The following is a 14,395-nucleotide window of genomic DNA, read 5'->3' as shown; positions in this document are numbered from 1 at the left end:
CAGAGCGCGGGCTCCCTCGACGCCGGTCAGACGCGGAGGACGAGGTCGGCGTCGCCGCGGGGCTCGAGCGCGACGCCGTACCGCTGCGCCCACGCGAGCAGCTCGTTACGGGAGCCCGCCTCGGCGCCGGTCGTCGCCAGCGCGCGGACGAGCTCGCCCTTCGCGTGCTTGTTGAAGTGGTTCAGGGCACGCCCCTCCGCGGTCTCGACCGCGAGGAAGGCGCTGCCCGCGGGCGCGGGCCCGAGCGCGACGTACGCCTCCGACCGGGCGTCGAGCACCCACTCCCCCGTCGCCGCGATCGCCGCGCTCACGGCGTCCCGCCAGTGCGCCTTGAGCGGCAGGCCGGGCAGCGCCGTGGAGCCGGACAGGCGGTACAGCGGGATCGGGTCGCTCGCGCGGAGGAGGCCGAACAGCGCGGAGGCGATCACGACGTGCTCGTCGAGCCAACGACGCGCCTCGGCGGGCAGCGCGCCCGCGGCGAGGCCGTCGTAGAGCACGCCCGTGTAGCGGTCGACCGCGGGCAGAGCGGCGCCCGTCGACAGCTCGCGGTTCCAGCGGGCCTCGTGCGCGTTGCGGGCGCCGAGCTTCAGCACGCCCGGCGCCTCCGCGAGCGGCACGCGCTTCAGCGCGGCGGCGGCCGTGCGCCGACGCCCGCGCAGGGACGGGAAGCCGAGCGCGGCGGGGTCGTAGACGCCGGCGCCGCCCTCCGCCTTCGTCTCCGACGGCGGCAGCAGGACGATCACGACGTGCGGAAGGGGCGGCTCACGAGGAGCCGCCCCTTCTCGGAACGGGTCAGGCCAGGGCGGCCGCGCGGGCCGCGATGGTCACCGTGTCGTTCTCCACGGAGATGAAGCCGTCCTCCGCGTTCGCGGTGATCCGGCCGCCGTCCGCGGCGGTGATGCGCACCTCGCCCGCGGAGAGGATGCCGAGGAGCGGCTGGTGACCGGCGAGGATGCCGATCTCCCCCTCCTTCGTCCGGGCGACGACCATCGAGGCCTGGCCGGACCAGACCTGCTCGTCGGCCGAGACGACGTTCACCGTGAGGTCGGCCATGATCAGCCGTTCTCCTTCGCGATCTGGGCGGCCTTCTCCTCGACGTCCGAGATGGCGCCGACGTTGAAGAACGCCTGCTCCGGGACGTCGTCGAACTCGCCCTTGGCGATCGCGTCGAACGACTCGACGGTCTCCTTCAGCGGGACCGTGGAGCCCTCGACACCGGTGAACTTCGTCGCCATGTACGTGTTCTGCGAGAGGAACTGCTGGATCCGGCGCGCACGCGACACCGTGATCTTGTCCTCCTCGGAGAGCTCGTCGACGCCGAGGATCGCGATGATCTCCTGCAGCTCCTTGTTCTTCTGGAGGATCTGCTTGACCGTCGTCGCGACGCGGTAGTGGTCCTCGCCCAGGTAGCGCGGGTCGAGGATGCGGCTCGTCGAGGTCAGCGGGTCGACCGCCGGGTAGAGGCCGCGGGACGCGATCTCGCGGGAGAGCTCGGTCGTCGCGTCGAGGTGCGCGAACGTCGTCGCCGGGGCCGGGTCGGTGTAGTCGTCCGCCGGCACGTAGATCGCCTGCAGCGAGGTGATCGAGTGGCCGCGCGTCGAGGTGATGCGCTCCTGGAGGACGCCCATCTCGTCGGCGAGGTTCGGCTGGTAGCCCACCGCGGAGGGCATGCGGCCGAGCAGCGTCGACACCTCGGAGCCGGCCTGCGTGAACCGGAAGATGTTGTCGATGAAGAGCAGCACGTCCTGGTTCTGGACGTCGCGGAAGTACTCCGCCATCGTCAGCGCGGACAGCGCGACGCGCAGGCGCGTCCCGGGCGGCTCGTCCATCTGGCCGAAGACGAGGGCGGTCTTGTCGAAGACGCCCGCCTCCTCCATCTCGCCGATGAGGTCGTTGCCCTCGCGGGTGCGCTCGCCGACGCCGGCGAACACGGACACGCCGCCGTGGTTCGCCGCGACGCGGTAGATCATCTCCTGGATGAGGACGGTCTTGCCGACGCCGGCGCCGCCGAACAGGCCGATCTTGCCGCCCTGCACGTACGGGGTCAGCAGGTCGATGACCTTGATGCCGGTCTCGAACAGCTGCGTCTTCGACTCGAGCTGGTCGAAGTTCGGAGCCTTGCGGTGAATCGGCCAGCGCTCGGTGATCTCGAGCTGCTCGCCCGGCTCGAGGTTGAGCACGTCACCGGTCACGTTGAACACGTGGCCCTTGGTCACGTCGCCGACCGGCACCGAGATCGGGGCGCCGGTGTCGCGCACCTCCTGGCCGCGGACCATGCCGTCGGTCGGCTTCAGCGCGATCGCGCGGACCACGTCGTCGCCGAGGTGCTGCGCGACCTCGAGCGTGATCTCCTGCGACTCGTCGCCGAGCACGATCGTCGTCTTGAGGGCGTTGTAGACCTCGGGGATCGCGTCGTGCGGGAACTCGATGTCGACGACGGGGCCGGTCACGCGCGCGACGCGGCCGACGCCGGGCTCGACCGTCTTCTGCTCTTCGGGAGCGGTGAGCGTCATGGCTCTGTCCTTCCTCAGCTGCTCGACAGCGCGTCTGCGCCGCCGACGATCTCGGAGATCTGCTGGGTGATCTCCTGCTGCCTCGCGTTGTTCGCGAGCCTGGTGTACTCGCGGATCAGCTTGTCCGCGTTGTCGGAGGCGGCCTTCATGGCCCGCTGGGTGGCGGCGTGCTTGCTCGCCGCGCTCTCGAGCATCGCGGCGTAGATCCGCGACTCGATGTAGACCGGGAGCAGCGCGTCGAGCACCTCGGCGGAGTCCGGCTCGAACTCGTAGAGCGGCAGCACCTCGGACTCGCCCGGCTGCTCGACGCCCTCCACGACCTCGAGCGGCAGGAGCCGCAGCATCTCGGGCGTCTGCGTCAGCATCGACACGAAGCGGTTGTAGACGATGTGGATCTCGTCCACGCCGCCCTCGTCCGTGTCCTTCACGAACGCGCCGACGACCGCCTCGGCGATCTCGTGCGCGGTGTCCGCGTCCGGGTTGTCCGTGCCGCCGACCCAGTCCTGCACGTACTCGCGCCGGCGGAAGCGGTAGTAGCCGACGGCCTTGCGGCCGACGAGGTAGGAGACGACCTCCTTGCCCTCGCCGCGGAGCAGCTCAGCGAGCTCCTCGCTCTTGCGCAGCACGTTCGAGTTGAACGCGCCGGCGAGACCGCGGTCCGACGAGAAGATCACGATCGCCGCGCGACGCGGGTTCTCGGACTCCCTCGTGAGGATGTGGTCGACGTTGGAGTACGTCGCCACCGCGGACACGGCTCGGGTCACGGCGCGCGCGTACGGCAGGCTCGCCGCGACGCGCTGCTGCGCCTTCGCGATCCGCGACGCGGAGATGAGCTCCATCGCGCGCGTGATCTTCTTCGTGGTCTGCGCGCTCCGGATGCGCGAGCGGTAGACCCGGACCTGGGCCGGCACGCGCTACCTCCGGTTCCGGGTGATCTGCGCCTGCTCGACGTCCTCGCGGTCCGCGGCCTCGAAGCTCTCCTTGCCCACGGAGGCGAGCGGCTTGCCCTCGCCCGTCGTGAACTGCTTCTTGAACTCGTCCACGGACTCGTTCAGCGCGGCCACCGTGTCGTCGCCCAGCACGTTCGTCTCACGCAGGGTGTCGAGCACCGAGGTGTTGCGCTTCAGGTAGTCGAGCAGCTCGCGCTCGAACCGCAGCACGTCCTCCACGGCGACCTCGTCGAACTTGCCGTTCGTGCCGGCCCAGATCGAGACGACCTGCTCCTCCACGGGGTACGGCGAGTACTGCGGCTGGCGCAGCAGCTCGGTGAGGCGGGCGCCGCGGGCGAGCTGACGGCGGCTGGCGGCGTCGAGGTCGGACGCGAACATCGCGAACGCCTCGAGCGACCGGTACTGCGCCAGCTCGAGCTTCAGCGTGCCGGAGACCTTCTTGATGCTCTTCACCTGGGCGTCGCCGCCGACGCGGGAGACCGAGATGCCGACGTCGACCGCCGGGCGCTGGTTCGCGTTGAACAGGTCGGACTGCAGGAAGATCTGGCCGTCGGTGATCGAGATCACGTTGGTCGGGATGTACGCCGAGACGTCGTTCGCCTGCGTCTCGATGATCGGGAGGCCCGTCATCGAGCCGGCGCCGAGCTCGTCGGACAGCTTCGCGCAGCGCTCCAGCAGACGGGAGTGCAGGTAGAAGACGTCGCCCGGGTAGGCCTCGCGCCCCGGCGGACGGCGCAGGAGGAGGGACACGGCGCGGTAGGCGGCGGCCTGCTTGGACAGGTCGTCGAAGATGATCAGGACGTGCTTCGAGTCGTACATCCAGTGCTGGCCGATGGCCGAGCCGGTGTAGGGCGCGAGGTACTTGAAGCCGGCCGGGTCGGACGCGGGGGCCGCGACGATGGTCGTGTACTCCATGGCGCCGGCGTCCTCGAGGGCGCCGCGCACGGAGGCGATCGTGGAGCCCTTCTGCCCGATCGCGACATAGATGCAGCGGACCTGCTTCTGCGGGTCGCCGGACTCCCAGTTCGACTTCTGGTTGATGATCGTGTCGATGGCGATGGCGGTCTTGCCGGTCTGGCGGTCGCCGATGATCAGCTGGCGCTGGCCGCGGCCGATCGGGATCATCGCGTCGATCGCCTTGATGCCGGTCTGCATCGGCTCGTGGACGCTCTTGCGCTGCATGACGCCGGGGGCCTGGAGCTCGAGGGCGCGGCTCTCGGTCGTCTCGATGACGCCGAGCCCGTCGATCGGGTTGCCGAGCGGGTCGACGACCCGGCCGAGGTAGGCGTCGCCGACGGGCACGGAGAGCACCTCGCCGGTGCGGCGCACCTCCAGGCCCTCCTCGATGCCCTGGAACTCGCCGAGCACGATGACGCCGATCTCGTCCTCGTCGAGGTTCAGCGCGAGGCCGCGCACGCCGTTGCCGAAGACGACGAGCTCGTTCGCCATCACGTTGGGGAGGCCCTCGACGTGCGCGATGCCGTCGGCGGCGTCGATCACGGTGCCCACCTCGGTGGCGGACGCCTTGCCCGGGTCGTAGGCCGCCGCGAAGTCCGCGAGGGCGTCGCGGATCGCGTCGGGGCTGATGCTGAGGTCGGTCATCGTCGATGTCCCTTGTCGTTCGAGATGGAAGTCGTGTCGGTCAGCCCGCGAGACGCAGGCGGAGTGAGTCGAGACGGGCGCGCACGGAGCCGTCGATCACGTCGTCGCCGACCGTGATCCGGAGGCCGGCGACCAGGTCCGGTTCGATCACCTGGTTGAGAGCGATTTTACGGCCGTAGGCGGCCTCCAGGCGTGCCGAGAGGGCGTTCGCCTGGTCCGCGCTCAGCGGACGCGCGGTCTCGACGACCGCGACCAGGCGGCCCGTCGCGTCCGCGACGATCTCCTGCGCCCGGTCGATCGCCTCGACCGGCTTGCGGCCGCGGGGCAGCTGCACCACGTGCCGCACGATCGCGCGGGTCGCGGGGTTCGCGTCCTGCAGCAGCGCGTCGACGAGCCCGATCCGCGCCTCGACCGGCGAGGCGTGGTTGCCGAGCGCGAGCTCGAGGCGCCCGTCGGACGTGATCGCGCGGCGGACCGTGAACAGCTCGGACTCGAGCCCCTCGGCGGACTTCGCACCCGCGAGGGCCCGGATGCCGAGCTCCTCGATCGCGCCGACGAGGTCGGCCTGCTCGGACCACCGGCCGCCCGCGAGGACGCCGAGGAGCTTGCGCGCCTGCAGCCCGAGCGCGCCGCCGACGGCCCGCACCGCGAGCGTCGCCCGCTGGTCGGCGGGGACGCCCGGGTCGACGAGCACGGCGACGAGCTGGTGCGACGAGGCGACGGCGCGCGCCGCGGCGAGCAGCTGCTCGCCGAGGTCGGCCGCCGGCCGCTTCATCGTCTCGAGCTCGGCCACCGCGGCCGCGGTGGAGGCACGGGTGGCGGCACCCATCAGCGGACTCCCGTTCCGGTCGGTTCGGTCACGGCCTGGCGCCGTGCTCGACCTCGAGGTCGGCGAGGAAGCGGTCGACGTACGCGACCGAGTTCTCGTCCTTGTCGAGGTGCTCACCGACGATGCCGGAGGCGAGGCTGAGCGCCAGCGTGCCGACGCCGGTGCGGAGCTCCGCCTCGGCCTTGGCCCGGCTGGCCTCGACCTGCGCGTTGCCCTGGGCGACGATGCGGTCGGCCTCGGACTGCGCGTTGTCGCGCGCCTCGGCCACGATGCGCTTCGCGTCCTCGCGGGCCTGGTCGCGGATCTTCCCCGCTTCCACGCGCGCCTCGGCGAGCTGCGCGTTGTAGCGCTCGAGCGCCTCGTTGGCCTCGCGCTGCGCGGCCTGCGCCTGCTCGATGTTGCCCTCGATCGCGGCGGTTCGCGCGTCGAGCAGCTTCGCCATGCGCGGCAGGCCGACGCGCCAGACGACCAGCAGGATGACGACGAAGATGACCGCCGACCAGACGAGGTCGTACGGCTCGGGCGCGAGCGGCCCGAACGGTCCAGTCCCGCCGGAGGTCTCCATCAGGATGTGCCCACCCATGACGGCTCCTTTCAGAGTTGTCGCGGGAGGGATCAGCGGAAGATGAAGCCGGTGGCGATGCCGATGAGGGCGAGCGCCTCGGTGAACGCGATGCCGATGAACATCTGCGTCTGCAGGCGGCCCTGGAGCTCCGGCTGACGGGAGATGCCCTCGATGGCCTTGCCGACGACGATGCCGACGCCGATGCCCGGGCCGATCGCCGCGAGGCCGTAGCCGACCGTCGCGATGTTGCCGGAGAGGGCGGCGAGCGTGGTGGTGTCCACTTGCTGGTTTTCCTTTCGTGGGCGTCGGGCGCGCGACTGGCGCGCCCTCCGGGTCGTTCCGACCGGTCGGCCGGTCAGGGGTCAGTGCTCGTCGGCGAGCGAGAGCTGGATGTAGACGGCCGTGAGCAGGGCGAAGATGTACGCCTGCAGCGCGGCCACGAAGAGCTCGAAGAGCGTGAAGGCGAAGCCGAACACGAGCGTGCCGAGCCCGAAGAAGCTGAAGCCGTTCGGGCCCTGCTGGAAGAAGAAGAACCAGGTCGCCGAGAAGAACAGCACGAGCAGCAGGTGGCCGACGAGCATGTTCATCGTGAGCCGCAGCGTCAGCGTGACCGGCCGCAGGATGAAGGTCGACAGGAACTCGATCGGCGTCAGCAGCAGGTAGAGCGCCTTCGGCACCCCCGGCGGGAAGAGCGAGGCCTTCAGGAAGCCGACGCCGTTCTTCTTGAGGCCGGCGTAGATGAACACGACCCAGGCGATCACCGCGAGCAGCAGCGGGAGGCCGATGACGCTCGTCCCGGCGATGTTCAGGCCCGGGATCACGCTGGTGATGTTCATCCCGATGACGAGGAAGAAGATCGTCGTGATGAGCGGGAGGAACCGCTTGCCGTCGTGCTCGCCGAGCACCTCGTACGCGATGTTGTTGCGCACGAAGTTGAACGGGAACTCGACGAGCGAGGAGCCGCGGGTCGGGACGACCTTGAGCGAGCGCGTGCCGATCACGACGAACAGGACGAGCACCAGCATCACCGCGAGGCGGATGAGCATGATCCGGTTCAGGGCGAACGGGGTGCCCTCGAAGAGGACGATCGGCGGGAAGAACTCCGCGATGGTCGGGGCATGGAAACCGCCGTCCTCGGCGGCCATGCTGATCTGGGTCAAGGCGTGGTGAAGCAGCGCTCTCTCCATGGTCGTGGGCGCGACGTCGTGCCTCGCGGTCAGGTGGCCGTGCTCAACCCTATCGGACCCGGTCGCCCGTCAGGGACGCGGAATCAGGATGAGAGCAGGAGGATCGTGCTCGATCAGCGCGTGCCGACGGGGATGCGCGCGCGGCTGACGACGACGGCGTCGACCACGAGCGAGGCGACCACCGTCGCGACGACGGCGCCGAACAGGACCCCGGGCGCGACCCACGGCTGATCGCGGAGCGCGAGCATCGCGACGAGGAACACGACGAACTTCACGAGCCAGCCGGCGAGCAGCGCGGCGAAGAACGCGTTCGTGCCGAGCCCGTCGAAGCGCCCCGCCACGAGCAGGCTCGCGGCCGTGACGCCGAGGAACAGCAGCGCGAACGCGGCGCCGAGCAGGCCGCTCACGAGGCCCGGCGTGCCGGCGGTGATCACGCCCACCACCGAGGCGATCACGGCGATGGCCGCCGCGACGATCGCGCCGAGCACGAGCGCGCGCCGGAGCACGCCGCCGGCGCTGTCGAACGCGCCGCTCACGCGGACCGCTCCTTCGGCGCCGTCGCGGCGCGGTCGAGCGGGTCGAGCACGGCGATCTCCCTCGTGGTCGTGGCGACCGGCTCCACCTGCACCGCGTACTCGCGGCGCTTGCGGCGGGACAGCGGCGCGAGCGTGGCGACCGCGCACACGGCCAGCCCGCCGCCGATGAAGCTCCACGCGACGACCTGGTCGGCGACGAGGAACAGCAGCGACCCGACGGAGATGACGGCGGTCCAGGCGTAGAAGATCAGCGTCGCGTGCAGGCGGCTGTGGCCCATGTCGAGCAGGCGGTGGTGCAGGTGCTTCCGGTCCGCGCTGAACGGGCTCTTGCCCGCCGCGATGCGGCGCACGACGGCGAGCCCGAAGTCGAGCAGCGGCACGATGAGGATCGCGACCGGCAGCAGCAGCAGCGTGAACGCCGGGGCGTAGCTGGCCCGGGAGTAGCCGTTCGGCGTGACGAACATCTCCGGGTCCATGTTCCCCGAGACGCTGATCGACGCGACGGCGAACATGAGGCCGACGAGCAGGCTGCCCGCGTCGCCCATGAAGAGCCGGGCGGGGTGCCAGTTCAGCGGCAGGAAGCCGAGGCAGACGCCGCACATGGTGGCGGAGATCAGGGTGCCGAGGCTGAAGTAGACGGCAGAGCCGCTCGCCTGCAGCGCCATGTAGCTGTAGAGGAAGAACGCCCCGTTGGCGATGATCGCGATGCCCGCGACGAGGCCGTCCAGCCCGTCGATGAAGTTCATCATGTTCATCACCACGACGATCATCACGAGGGTCACGGCGAGCGCGACCCAGGTGGACCAGATGGTGACGCCGCCGATCGGCAGCTGGTCGATCTGGAGGCCGCCGAGCCAGGCCAGCAGGCCGGCGGCGATGACCTGGCCGATGAGCTTGGTGCTCCAGTCGAGGTCGAAGAAGTCGTCGAGCACGCCCATCACCACGATGAGCGTCGCCGCGCAGAGGATCGCGATGATCGTCTTCTGGTTGCCCTGGAAGAACACGGCGTTGAAGTACGGGATCTGGGAGGCGATCAGCAGCGCCGCGAGCAGCCCGGTGTACATGGCGATGCCGCCGAGGCGCGGCGTCGGCCGGGTGTGCACGTCGCGGGCGCGGATCTCCGGGTAGAGCTTGTACCGGATGCCGACCCGCCACATGACGATCGACATCAGGAAGCTCACGACGGCGCCCGCGAGCGCGACGAGCAGGGTGACGATCACGCCGAGGACCCGGCCTCGTCCTCGACGGGCTCCGGCGCCTCGTCCTCCGTCGCCTCGTGCTGACCCGCCTCGGGGATCGAGAACGCCTCGGGCACGACCGCCTCGAGCTGGTCCCGCGTGATCACGCCCTCGCGGAGCACGCGGAGCGGTCCGCTGCCGTCGACGAGCCCGGTCGCGTCCACGATCGTGGAGGGCAGGGCGCCCGGGGTGCGGCCGCCGTCGAGGTACACGTCGATCGAGTCGCCGAGCTGGTCGAGCGCCTCCTGCGCGGTCTGCGCGGCGGGCTCGCCGGTGCGGTTCGCGGAGCTGACGGCGAGCGGGCCGGTCTCGGCGAGCAGCTCGAGGGCGATGCGGTCGTCCGGCATGCGGAGGGCGACCGTGCCCTCCGTCTCGCCGAGGTCCCAGGCCAGCGTCGACCGCGCCGGGAGCACGATCGTGAGCCCGCCGGGCCAGAACGCGTCGGCGAGCCTCACGACGGCCTCCGGCACCTCCTCGGCGAGCGCGTCGAGCGTGGAGCGGTTCGGCACGAGCACGGGCGGCGGCGCGCTGCGGCCGCGGCCCTTCGCGTCGAGCAGCGCCTGCACCGCGTCCGGCTGGAACGCGTCCGCCGCGATGCCGTACACGGTGTCCGTGGGCATGACGACGAGATCGCCGCGAGCGATCGCGGCGCGGGCTTCGCGCATCCCCGGCAGCAGGCTGATGGGATCGGCGCAATCGACGACCGTCGCCATGGCCGTCATCGTAGCCGCCGCGTCCCCGGTTCCCGGGGCAGCCCCGCGGCGGCTCGCGGGATCAGCCGGCGCGGCGGGCGGTGGTGACGCGGTCGCGGCCCGTGAGGTCCGGGTGCGTCGCCGCCTCCGTCCACCCGTCGGCCAGCAGCGCCCGGGTGCCCTCGCCCTGCAGCTCCCCGTGCTCGACGGCGAGCAGGCCGCCAGGGCGCAGCAGGCGCTCGGCGGTCGCGACGACGGCGCGCATCGGGTCGAGCCCGTCCGGGCCGCCGTAGAGCGCCGCGGCCGGGTCGAAGCGCTGCACCTCCGGGTCCCGCGGCACCATGCCGTCGGGGACGTACGGCGGGTTCGACACGACGACGTCGACGCCCGCCAGCAGCTCGGGCAGCAGGTCGGCGGCGACGGCGAGGTCGCCCGCCAGCACCCGGGCGTTCGCGGCGCCGACGTGCTGGCGGTTGCGCTCCGCCCAGGCGAACGCCTCCGGGCTGCGCTCGAGGGCGATCACCGTCGCGTCGGGGCGCTCGTGCGCGATCGAGAGCGCGATCGCGCCGCTGCCCGTGCCGAGGTCGACCGCGGTGCCGCCCTCGGGCAGGCCGCGGAGCGCGTGCTCGACGAGCACCTCGGTCTCCGGCCGGGGCACGAAGACGCCCGGGCCGACGAGCAGCTCGATGCGGCGGAAGTGCGCGACGCCGGTGAGGTGCTGCAGCGGCTCGCGGAGACCGCGGCGCAGCACGAGCGCCCGGTACCGGTCGGCGACCGGCTGCGACAGGGAGGAGCCGAGCAGGGCGAGCGCCTGTGCCCGGCCGCGGTTCACGCCGAGGACGTGCGCGAGCAGCAGCTCGGCGTCGATCCGCGGGTCCGGCACGTCGGCGAGGCGGAGGTGGCCGACCGCGGCGCGGAGCAGCTCGTCCGCGCGGCGCGGCGGCAGCCCGGTCACGTCAGCCGTCGGCGAGGGCGCGGAGCCGGGCGGCCTCGTCGGCCTCGATCGCGGACCGCACGATGGGCTCGAGCGCGCCGTCGAGCACCCGGTCGAGGTCGTACGCCTTGTACCCGGTGCGGTGGTCGCTGATCCGGTTCTCCGGGTAGTTGTACGTGCGGATGCGCTCGGACCGGTCGACGGTGCGCACCTGGCTGCGGCGGGCGGCGGACGCCTCGGCCTCCGCGGCCTCCTGCTGCGCGGCGAGCAGCCGGGCGCGGAGCACGCGGAGGGCGGCCTCGCGGTTCTGCAGCTGGCTCTTCTCGTTCTGCATCGACACGACGATGCCGGTCGGCAGGTGCGTGATCCGGACGGCCGAGTCGGTCGTGTTGACGCTCTGGCCGCCGGGGCCGGAGGAGCGGAACACGTCGATCTTCAGGTCGTTCGGGTCGATCGTCACCTCCTCGGGCTCGTCGACCTCGGGGAACACGAGCACGCCGACGGCGGAGGTGTGGATGCGGCCCTGCGTCTCCGTCTTCGGCACGCGCTGCACGCGGTGCACGCCGCCCTCGTACTTGAGGTGCGCCCAGACGCCCTCGGCGGGGTCGTTCGAGGAGCCCTTGATCGCGACCTGGACGTCCTTGTAGCCGCCGAGGTCGCTCTCGGTGCGCTCGAGCAGCTCCGTCCGCCAGCCCTTGGACTCCGAGTAGTGGACGTACATCCGGAGCAGGTCCGCGGCGAAGAGCGCGGACTCCTCCCCGCCCTCCCCCGCCTTGATCTCGAGGATGACGTCGCGCCCGTCGTCCGGGTCGCGCGGGATGAGCAGGCTCTGCAGGCGGTCGGAGGCCGCGGTCTCGGCGAGCTCGAGGTCCGGGATCTCCGCGGCGAACGCCGGGTCCTCCTGCGCGAGCTCGCGGGCCGCGGCGAGGTCGTCGCGGTACTGCCGGTACGCGTCCCAGGCCCCGACGATCTGCCCGAGCTCGGCGTAGCGCCGACCGACGCGGCGGGCGCGCCCGGCGTCGGCGTGCAGGTCGGGGTCCGCGAGCTGCCGCTCGAGGTCCGCGTGCTCCGCGACGAGCGGGGCGACGGACGCGAAGCGGTCGTCCGTCTCCCCCGTCACTTCGTGCTCGGCAGCGACTTCTGCATCTGCACGAGGAACTCGACGTTGGTGCCGGTCTCGCGCAGCTTGCTCGTGACGACGTCGAGCGCCTCCTGCGGCGTGTGGCCCGCGATCGCGCGCCGCAGCTGCCAGGTGACCTTGACCTCGTCCGGCCCCATCAGGATCTCCTCGCGCCGGGTGCCGGAGCGGGTGATGTCGATGGCCGGGAAGATCCGCTTGTCGGCGAGCGCGCCGGAGAGCACGATCTCGGCGTTCGCCGCGCCGGTGAACTCGGCGAGGATCGCCTCGTCCGCGGCCGAACCCGTCTCCACGTGCGCGGAGGCGAGGATCGTGAGCGAGCCGCCGTTCTCGATGTTGCGCGCGGCGCCGAAGAACTGCTTCGCCGGCAGCAGGGCCGCCGCGTCGATGCCGCCGCCGACCTGCCGGCCGGACTGGTGCGCGGTCTGGTTGAAGGCGCGGCCGAGGCGGGTGATCGAGTCGAGCAGGATCACGACGTCGTAGCCGAGCTCCACGAGGCGCTTCGCGCGCTCGACGGCCAGGTCGGCGACCGTGGTGTGGTCCTCGGCGGGCCGATCGAACGTGGAGGCGATGACCTCGCCCTTGACCGTGCGCTGCATCTCCGTGACATCCTCGGGGCGCTCGTCGACGAGCACGACCATGAGGTGGACCTCGGGGTTGTTCTTCGTGATCGCGTTCGCGACGGCCTGCAGCAGCAGCGTGGTGCCGGCCTTCGGCGGGGCGACCACGAGGCCGCGCTGGCCCTTGCCGAGCGGGGCGACGAGGTCGATGACCCGCGCGGTGAGCTTGCCGGCCTCGGTCTCGAGGCGGAGGCGCTCGGCCGGGTACAGCGGCGTGAGCGCGTCGAACTCGAGGCGGCCCTCGGCCTCCGCGACCGGCAGGCCGTTGATCGAGTCGACCTTGACGAGCGCGTTGTACTTCTGGCGGCTCGGCTGCTCGCTCTCCGGGATCTGGCGGATCGCGCCGACCACCGCGTCGCCGCGGCGGAGGTTGTACTTCTTCACCTGGCCGAGCGAGACGTAGACGTCGTTCGCGCCGGAGAGGTAGCCCGAGGTGCGCACGAACGCGTAGTTGTCGAGCACGTCGAGGATGCCCGCGATCGGGATCAGGACGTCGTCGTCCCGGATCTCGGGCTCGTCCCACTCGTTGCCCTGGCCGCGGCGCTTGCGGTCGCGGTAGCGGCCGCGGCGGCCCTCGCCGTCCTCGGCGGCCTGCTGCCGCTGCTGCTGGCCGTTCTGCTGCTGCCCGTTCTGCTGGGCCTGGTCCTGCTTCGGCTCCTGCTTGGCGGGCGCCTCGGCCTTGGCCTGCTGGGGCTCGGCCTTCGGCTGCTGCTGCGCGTCGCCCTCGGCCTGCTGCTGCTGGTCCGCGTTCTGGCGGGCGTTCTGCCCGCGCCCGCGACCGCGACCGCGGCCGCGACGGCCGCCGGTGCGCTCGCCCTCGGCGGGCTGCTCCTCGGGCTCGCCGCCCGCGGCGTCGCGCTCGGCCTGCTCGCGGGCCTGCAGCGCCTGCAGGTCCTCCGCGATGCCGGTGAGGCCCGCGTTGACGTGCGAGGCGGCGGAGCGCGGCGCGTCGGAGTCGGTCGACCCGGCGTCCTGCTCGGCGTCGGTCGCGGGCTGCTCGGCCTCGGTCTGCGGCTCGACCGGCTCGACCTGCGTCACGCCGGAGTCGGCGGCGGGCTCCTCGGCGGGCGCCTGCTCGGCGGCGGGCTGCTCGGCCTCGGCCGGGGCCTGCTCCACGGCGGGCTCGGCCGCGTCGGGCGCCTCGGCGCCGCCCTCGGCCTCGTCGACCGCGTCCTCGGCGGCCGTCACGGTCTCGGCCGCCTCCTCGGGCTGCGGCTGCAGCCCCTCCGGGTTCGGGTCGTGGGGCGCCTCGGCGGAGGGCGCGTGCTCCTCGGCCTGCTGCTGCTCGCCGTCCTGGACGTCGGCGTCCGGAGCGGCGGTGTCGGTCTGGTTCTCGTACTGCTCGTCGATGGCGTCCACGAGACTGCCCTTTCGCATGGTGGAGGTGTTCCCGATGCCGAGGGACACGGCGAGACGCCGCAGGTCGTCCACGCGCATGGCGGTCAGACGGCTGCGCGAGAGGCGCGGCACAGGGGTGCCGGCGGCTCGAGGTCGGGGTTCGACGTCGGTCACGATCGGATGATGGGGTCCTCGGGCCCCGGAAGGAGCGGACGGGTCTCTCCCGCCGCCCCTGGGTGTTCCCGGTCGCGGT

15 protein-coding genes are annotated in these 14,395 nt (G+C 72.0%); all 15 read right to left on the bottom strand.

What is annotated here, in order from left to right; all coding sequences use genetic code 11:
• Positions 1-26 precede the first annotated feature (26 nt).
• Positions 27-743, bottom strand: a complete 717-nt coding sequence (locus D1781_RS07045) for a YaaA family protein (RefSeq protein ID WP_119481478.1) — start codon at positions 741-743, stop codon at positions 27-29.
• 49 nt (positions 744-792) lie between these two features.
• Positions 793-1,053, bottom strand: a complete 261-nt coding sequence (locus D1781_RS07040) for a F0F1 ATP synthase subunit epsilon (protein ID WP_119481477.1) — start codon at positions 1,051-1,053, stop codon at positions 793-795.
• Positions 1,054-1,055: 2 nt separating this feature from the next.
• Positions 1,056-2,513 (bottom strand): F0F1 ATP synthase subunit beta, encoded by a 1,458-nt coding sequence (gene atpD, locus D1781_RS07035; protein WP_119481476.1) that lies wholly within the window; start codon positions 2,511-2,513, stop codon positions 1,056-1,058.
• Between the two features lie 14 nt (positions 2,514-2,527).
• Positions 2,528-3,424 carry a F0F1 ATP synthase subunit gamma gene (locus D1781_RS07030; RefSeq protein ID WP_119481475.1) on the bottom strand — a complete coding sequence of 299 codons (897 nt, stop codon included), beginning with the start codon at positions 3,422-3,424 and terminating at the stop codon, positions 2,528-2,530.
• Between the two features lie 3 nt (positions 3,425-3,427).
• On the bottom strand, positions 3,428-5,065 hold the full coding sequence (atpA, locus tag D1781_RS07025) for a F0F1 ATP synthase subunit alpha (protein WP_119481474.1): 1,638 nt from the start codon (positions 5,063-5,065) through the stop codon (positions 3,428-3,430).
• Positions 5,066-5,105: 40 nt separating this feature from the next.
• A complete protein-coding gene (locus tag D1781_RS07020) occupies positions 5,106-5,894 on the bottom strand; it encodes a F0F1 ATP synthase subunit delta (protein ID WP_119481473.1) in 789 nt (262 codons plus the stop codon).
• Between the two features lie 28 nt (positions 5,895-5,922).
• Positions 5,923-6,477: a F0F1 ATP synthase subunit B gene (locus D1781_RS07015; protein WP_233551069.1), complete on the bottom strand. Its 555-nt coding sequence runs from the start codon at positions 6,475-6,477 to the stop codon at positions 5,923-5,925.
• 32 nt (positions 6,478-6,509) lie between these two features.
• Complete coding sequence (gene atpE, locus D1781_RS07010; RefSeq protein ID WP_119481471.1) at positions 6,510-6,740, bottom strand: F0F1 ATP synthase subunit C; 231 nt, start codon at positions 6,738-6,740, stop codon at positions 6,510-6,512.
• An 81-nt stretch (positions 6,741-6,821) separates the two neighbouring features.
• Positions 6,822-7,604 carry a F0F1 ATP synthase subunit A gene (atpB, locus tag D1781_RS07005; RefSeq protein WP_233551067.1) on the bottom strand — a complete coding sequence of 261 codons (783 nt, stop codon included), beginning with the start codon at positions 7,602-7,604 and terminating at the stop codon, positions 6,822-6,824.
• 155 nt (positions 7,605-7,759) lie between these two features.
• Positions 7,760-8,182 (bottom strand): hypothetical protein, encoded by a 423-nt coding sequence (locus D1781_RS07000; RefSeq protein WP_119481469.1) that lies wholly within the window; start codon positions 8,180-8,182, stop codon positions 7,760-7,762.
• Positions 8,179-9,402 carry an MraY family glycosyltransferase gene (locus tag D1781_RS06995; protein WP_233551066.1) on the bottom strand — a complete coding sequence of 408 codons (1,224 nt, stop codon included), beginning with the start codon at positions 9,400-9,402 and terminating at the stop codon, positions 8,179-8,181. The genes D1781_RS07000 and D1781_RS06995 overlap by 4 nt, the downstream gene beginning before the upstream one ends.
• Entirely contained in the window at positions 9,399-10,133 is a 735-nt protein-coding gene (locus D1781_RS06990) for an L-threonylcarbamoyladenylate synthase (RefSeq protein ID WP_119481468.1), read from the bottom strand. The genes D1781_RS06995 and D1781_RS06990 overlap by 4 nt, the downstream gene beginning before the upstream one ends.
• 61 nt (positions 10,134-10,194) lie before the next feature.
• Positions 10,195-11,067, bottom strand: a complete 873-nt coding sequence (prmC, locus tag D1781_RS06985; RefSeq protein WP_119481467.1) for a peptide chain release factor N(5)-glutamine methyltransferase — start codon at positions 11,065-11,067, stop codon at positions 10,195-10,197.
• 1 nt (position 11,068) lies between these two features.
• Positions 11,069-12,166 (bottom strand): peptide chain release factor 1, encoded by a 1,098-nt coding sequence (gene prfA / locus D1781_RS06980; protein ID WP_119481466.1) that lies wholly within the window; start codon positions 12,164-12,166, stop codon positions 11,069-11,071.
• On the bottom strand, positions 12,163-14,316 hold the full coding sequence (gene rho / locus D1781_RS06975) for a transcription termination factor Rho (RefSeq protein WP_267899787.1): 2,154 nt from the start codon (positions 14,314-14,316) through the stop codon (positions 12,163-12,165). The genes prfA and rho overlap by 4 nt, the downstream gene beginning before the upstream one ends.
• Between the last annotated feature and the right edge of the window lie 79 nt (positions 14,317-14,395).

This window comes from Amnibacterium setariae (genome assembly GCF_003581425.1).
In the GTDB taxonomy this organism is placed as follows: domain Bacteria; phylum Actinomycetota; class Actinomycetes; order Actinomycetales; family Microbacteriaceae; genus Amnibacterium; species Amnibacterium setariae.
The sequence above is the reverse complement of the archived record's forward strand: the minus strand, read 5'-3'. Positions and strand labels throughout refer to the sequence as shown.

What these genes read in the sequence shown, in the direction of transcription:
- D1781_RS07040 (WP_119481477.1), bottom strand. Translation starts at nt 1,053, where the DNA reads ATGGCCGACCTCACGGTGAACGTCGTCTCGGCCGACGAGCAGGTCTGG.
- atpD (WP_119481476.1), bottom strand. Translation starts at nt 2,513, where the DNA reads ATGACGCTCACCGCTCCCGAAGAGCAGAAGACGGTCGAGCCCGGCGTC.
- atpA (WP_119481474.1), bottom strand. Translation starts at nt 5,065, where the DNA reads ATGACCGACCTCAGCATCAGCCCCGACGCGATCCGCGACGCCCTCGCG.
- D1781_RS07020 (WP_119481473.1), bottom strand. Translation starts at nt 5,894, where the DNA reads ATGGGTGCCGCCACCCGTGCCTCCACCGCGGCCGCGGTGGCCGAGCTC.
- D1781_RS07015 (WP_233551069.1), bottom strand. Translation starts at nt 6,477, where the DNA reads ATGGGTGGGCACATCCTGATGGAGACCTCCGGCGGGACTGGACCGTTC.
- atpB (WP_233551067.1), bottom strand. Translation starts at nt 7,604, where the DNA reads ATGGCCGCCGAGGACGGCGGTTTCCATGCCCCGACCATCGCGGAGTTC.
- D1781_RS06990 (WP_119481468.1), bottom strand. Translation starts at nt 10,133, where the DNA reads ATGGCGACGGTCGTCGATTGCGCCGATCCCATCAGCCTGCTGCCGGGG.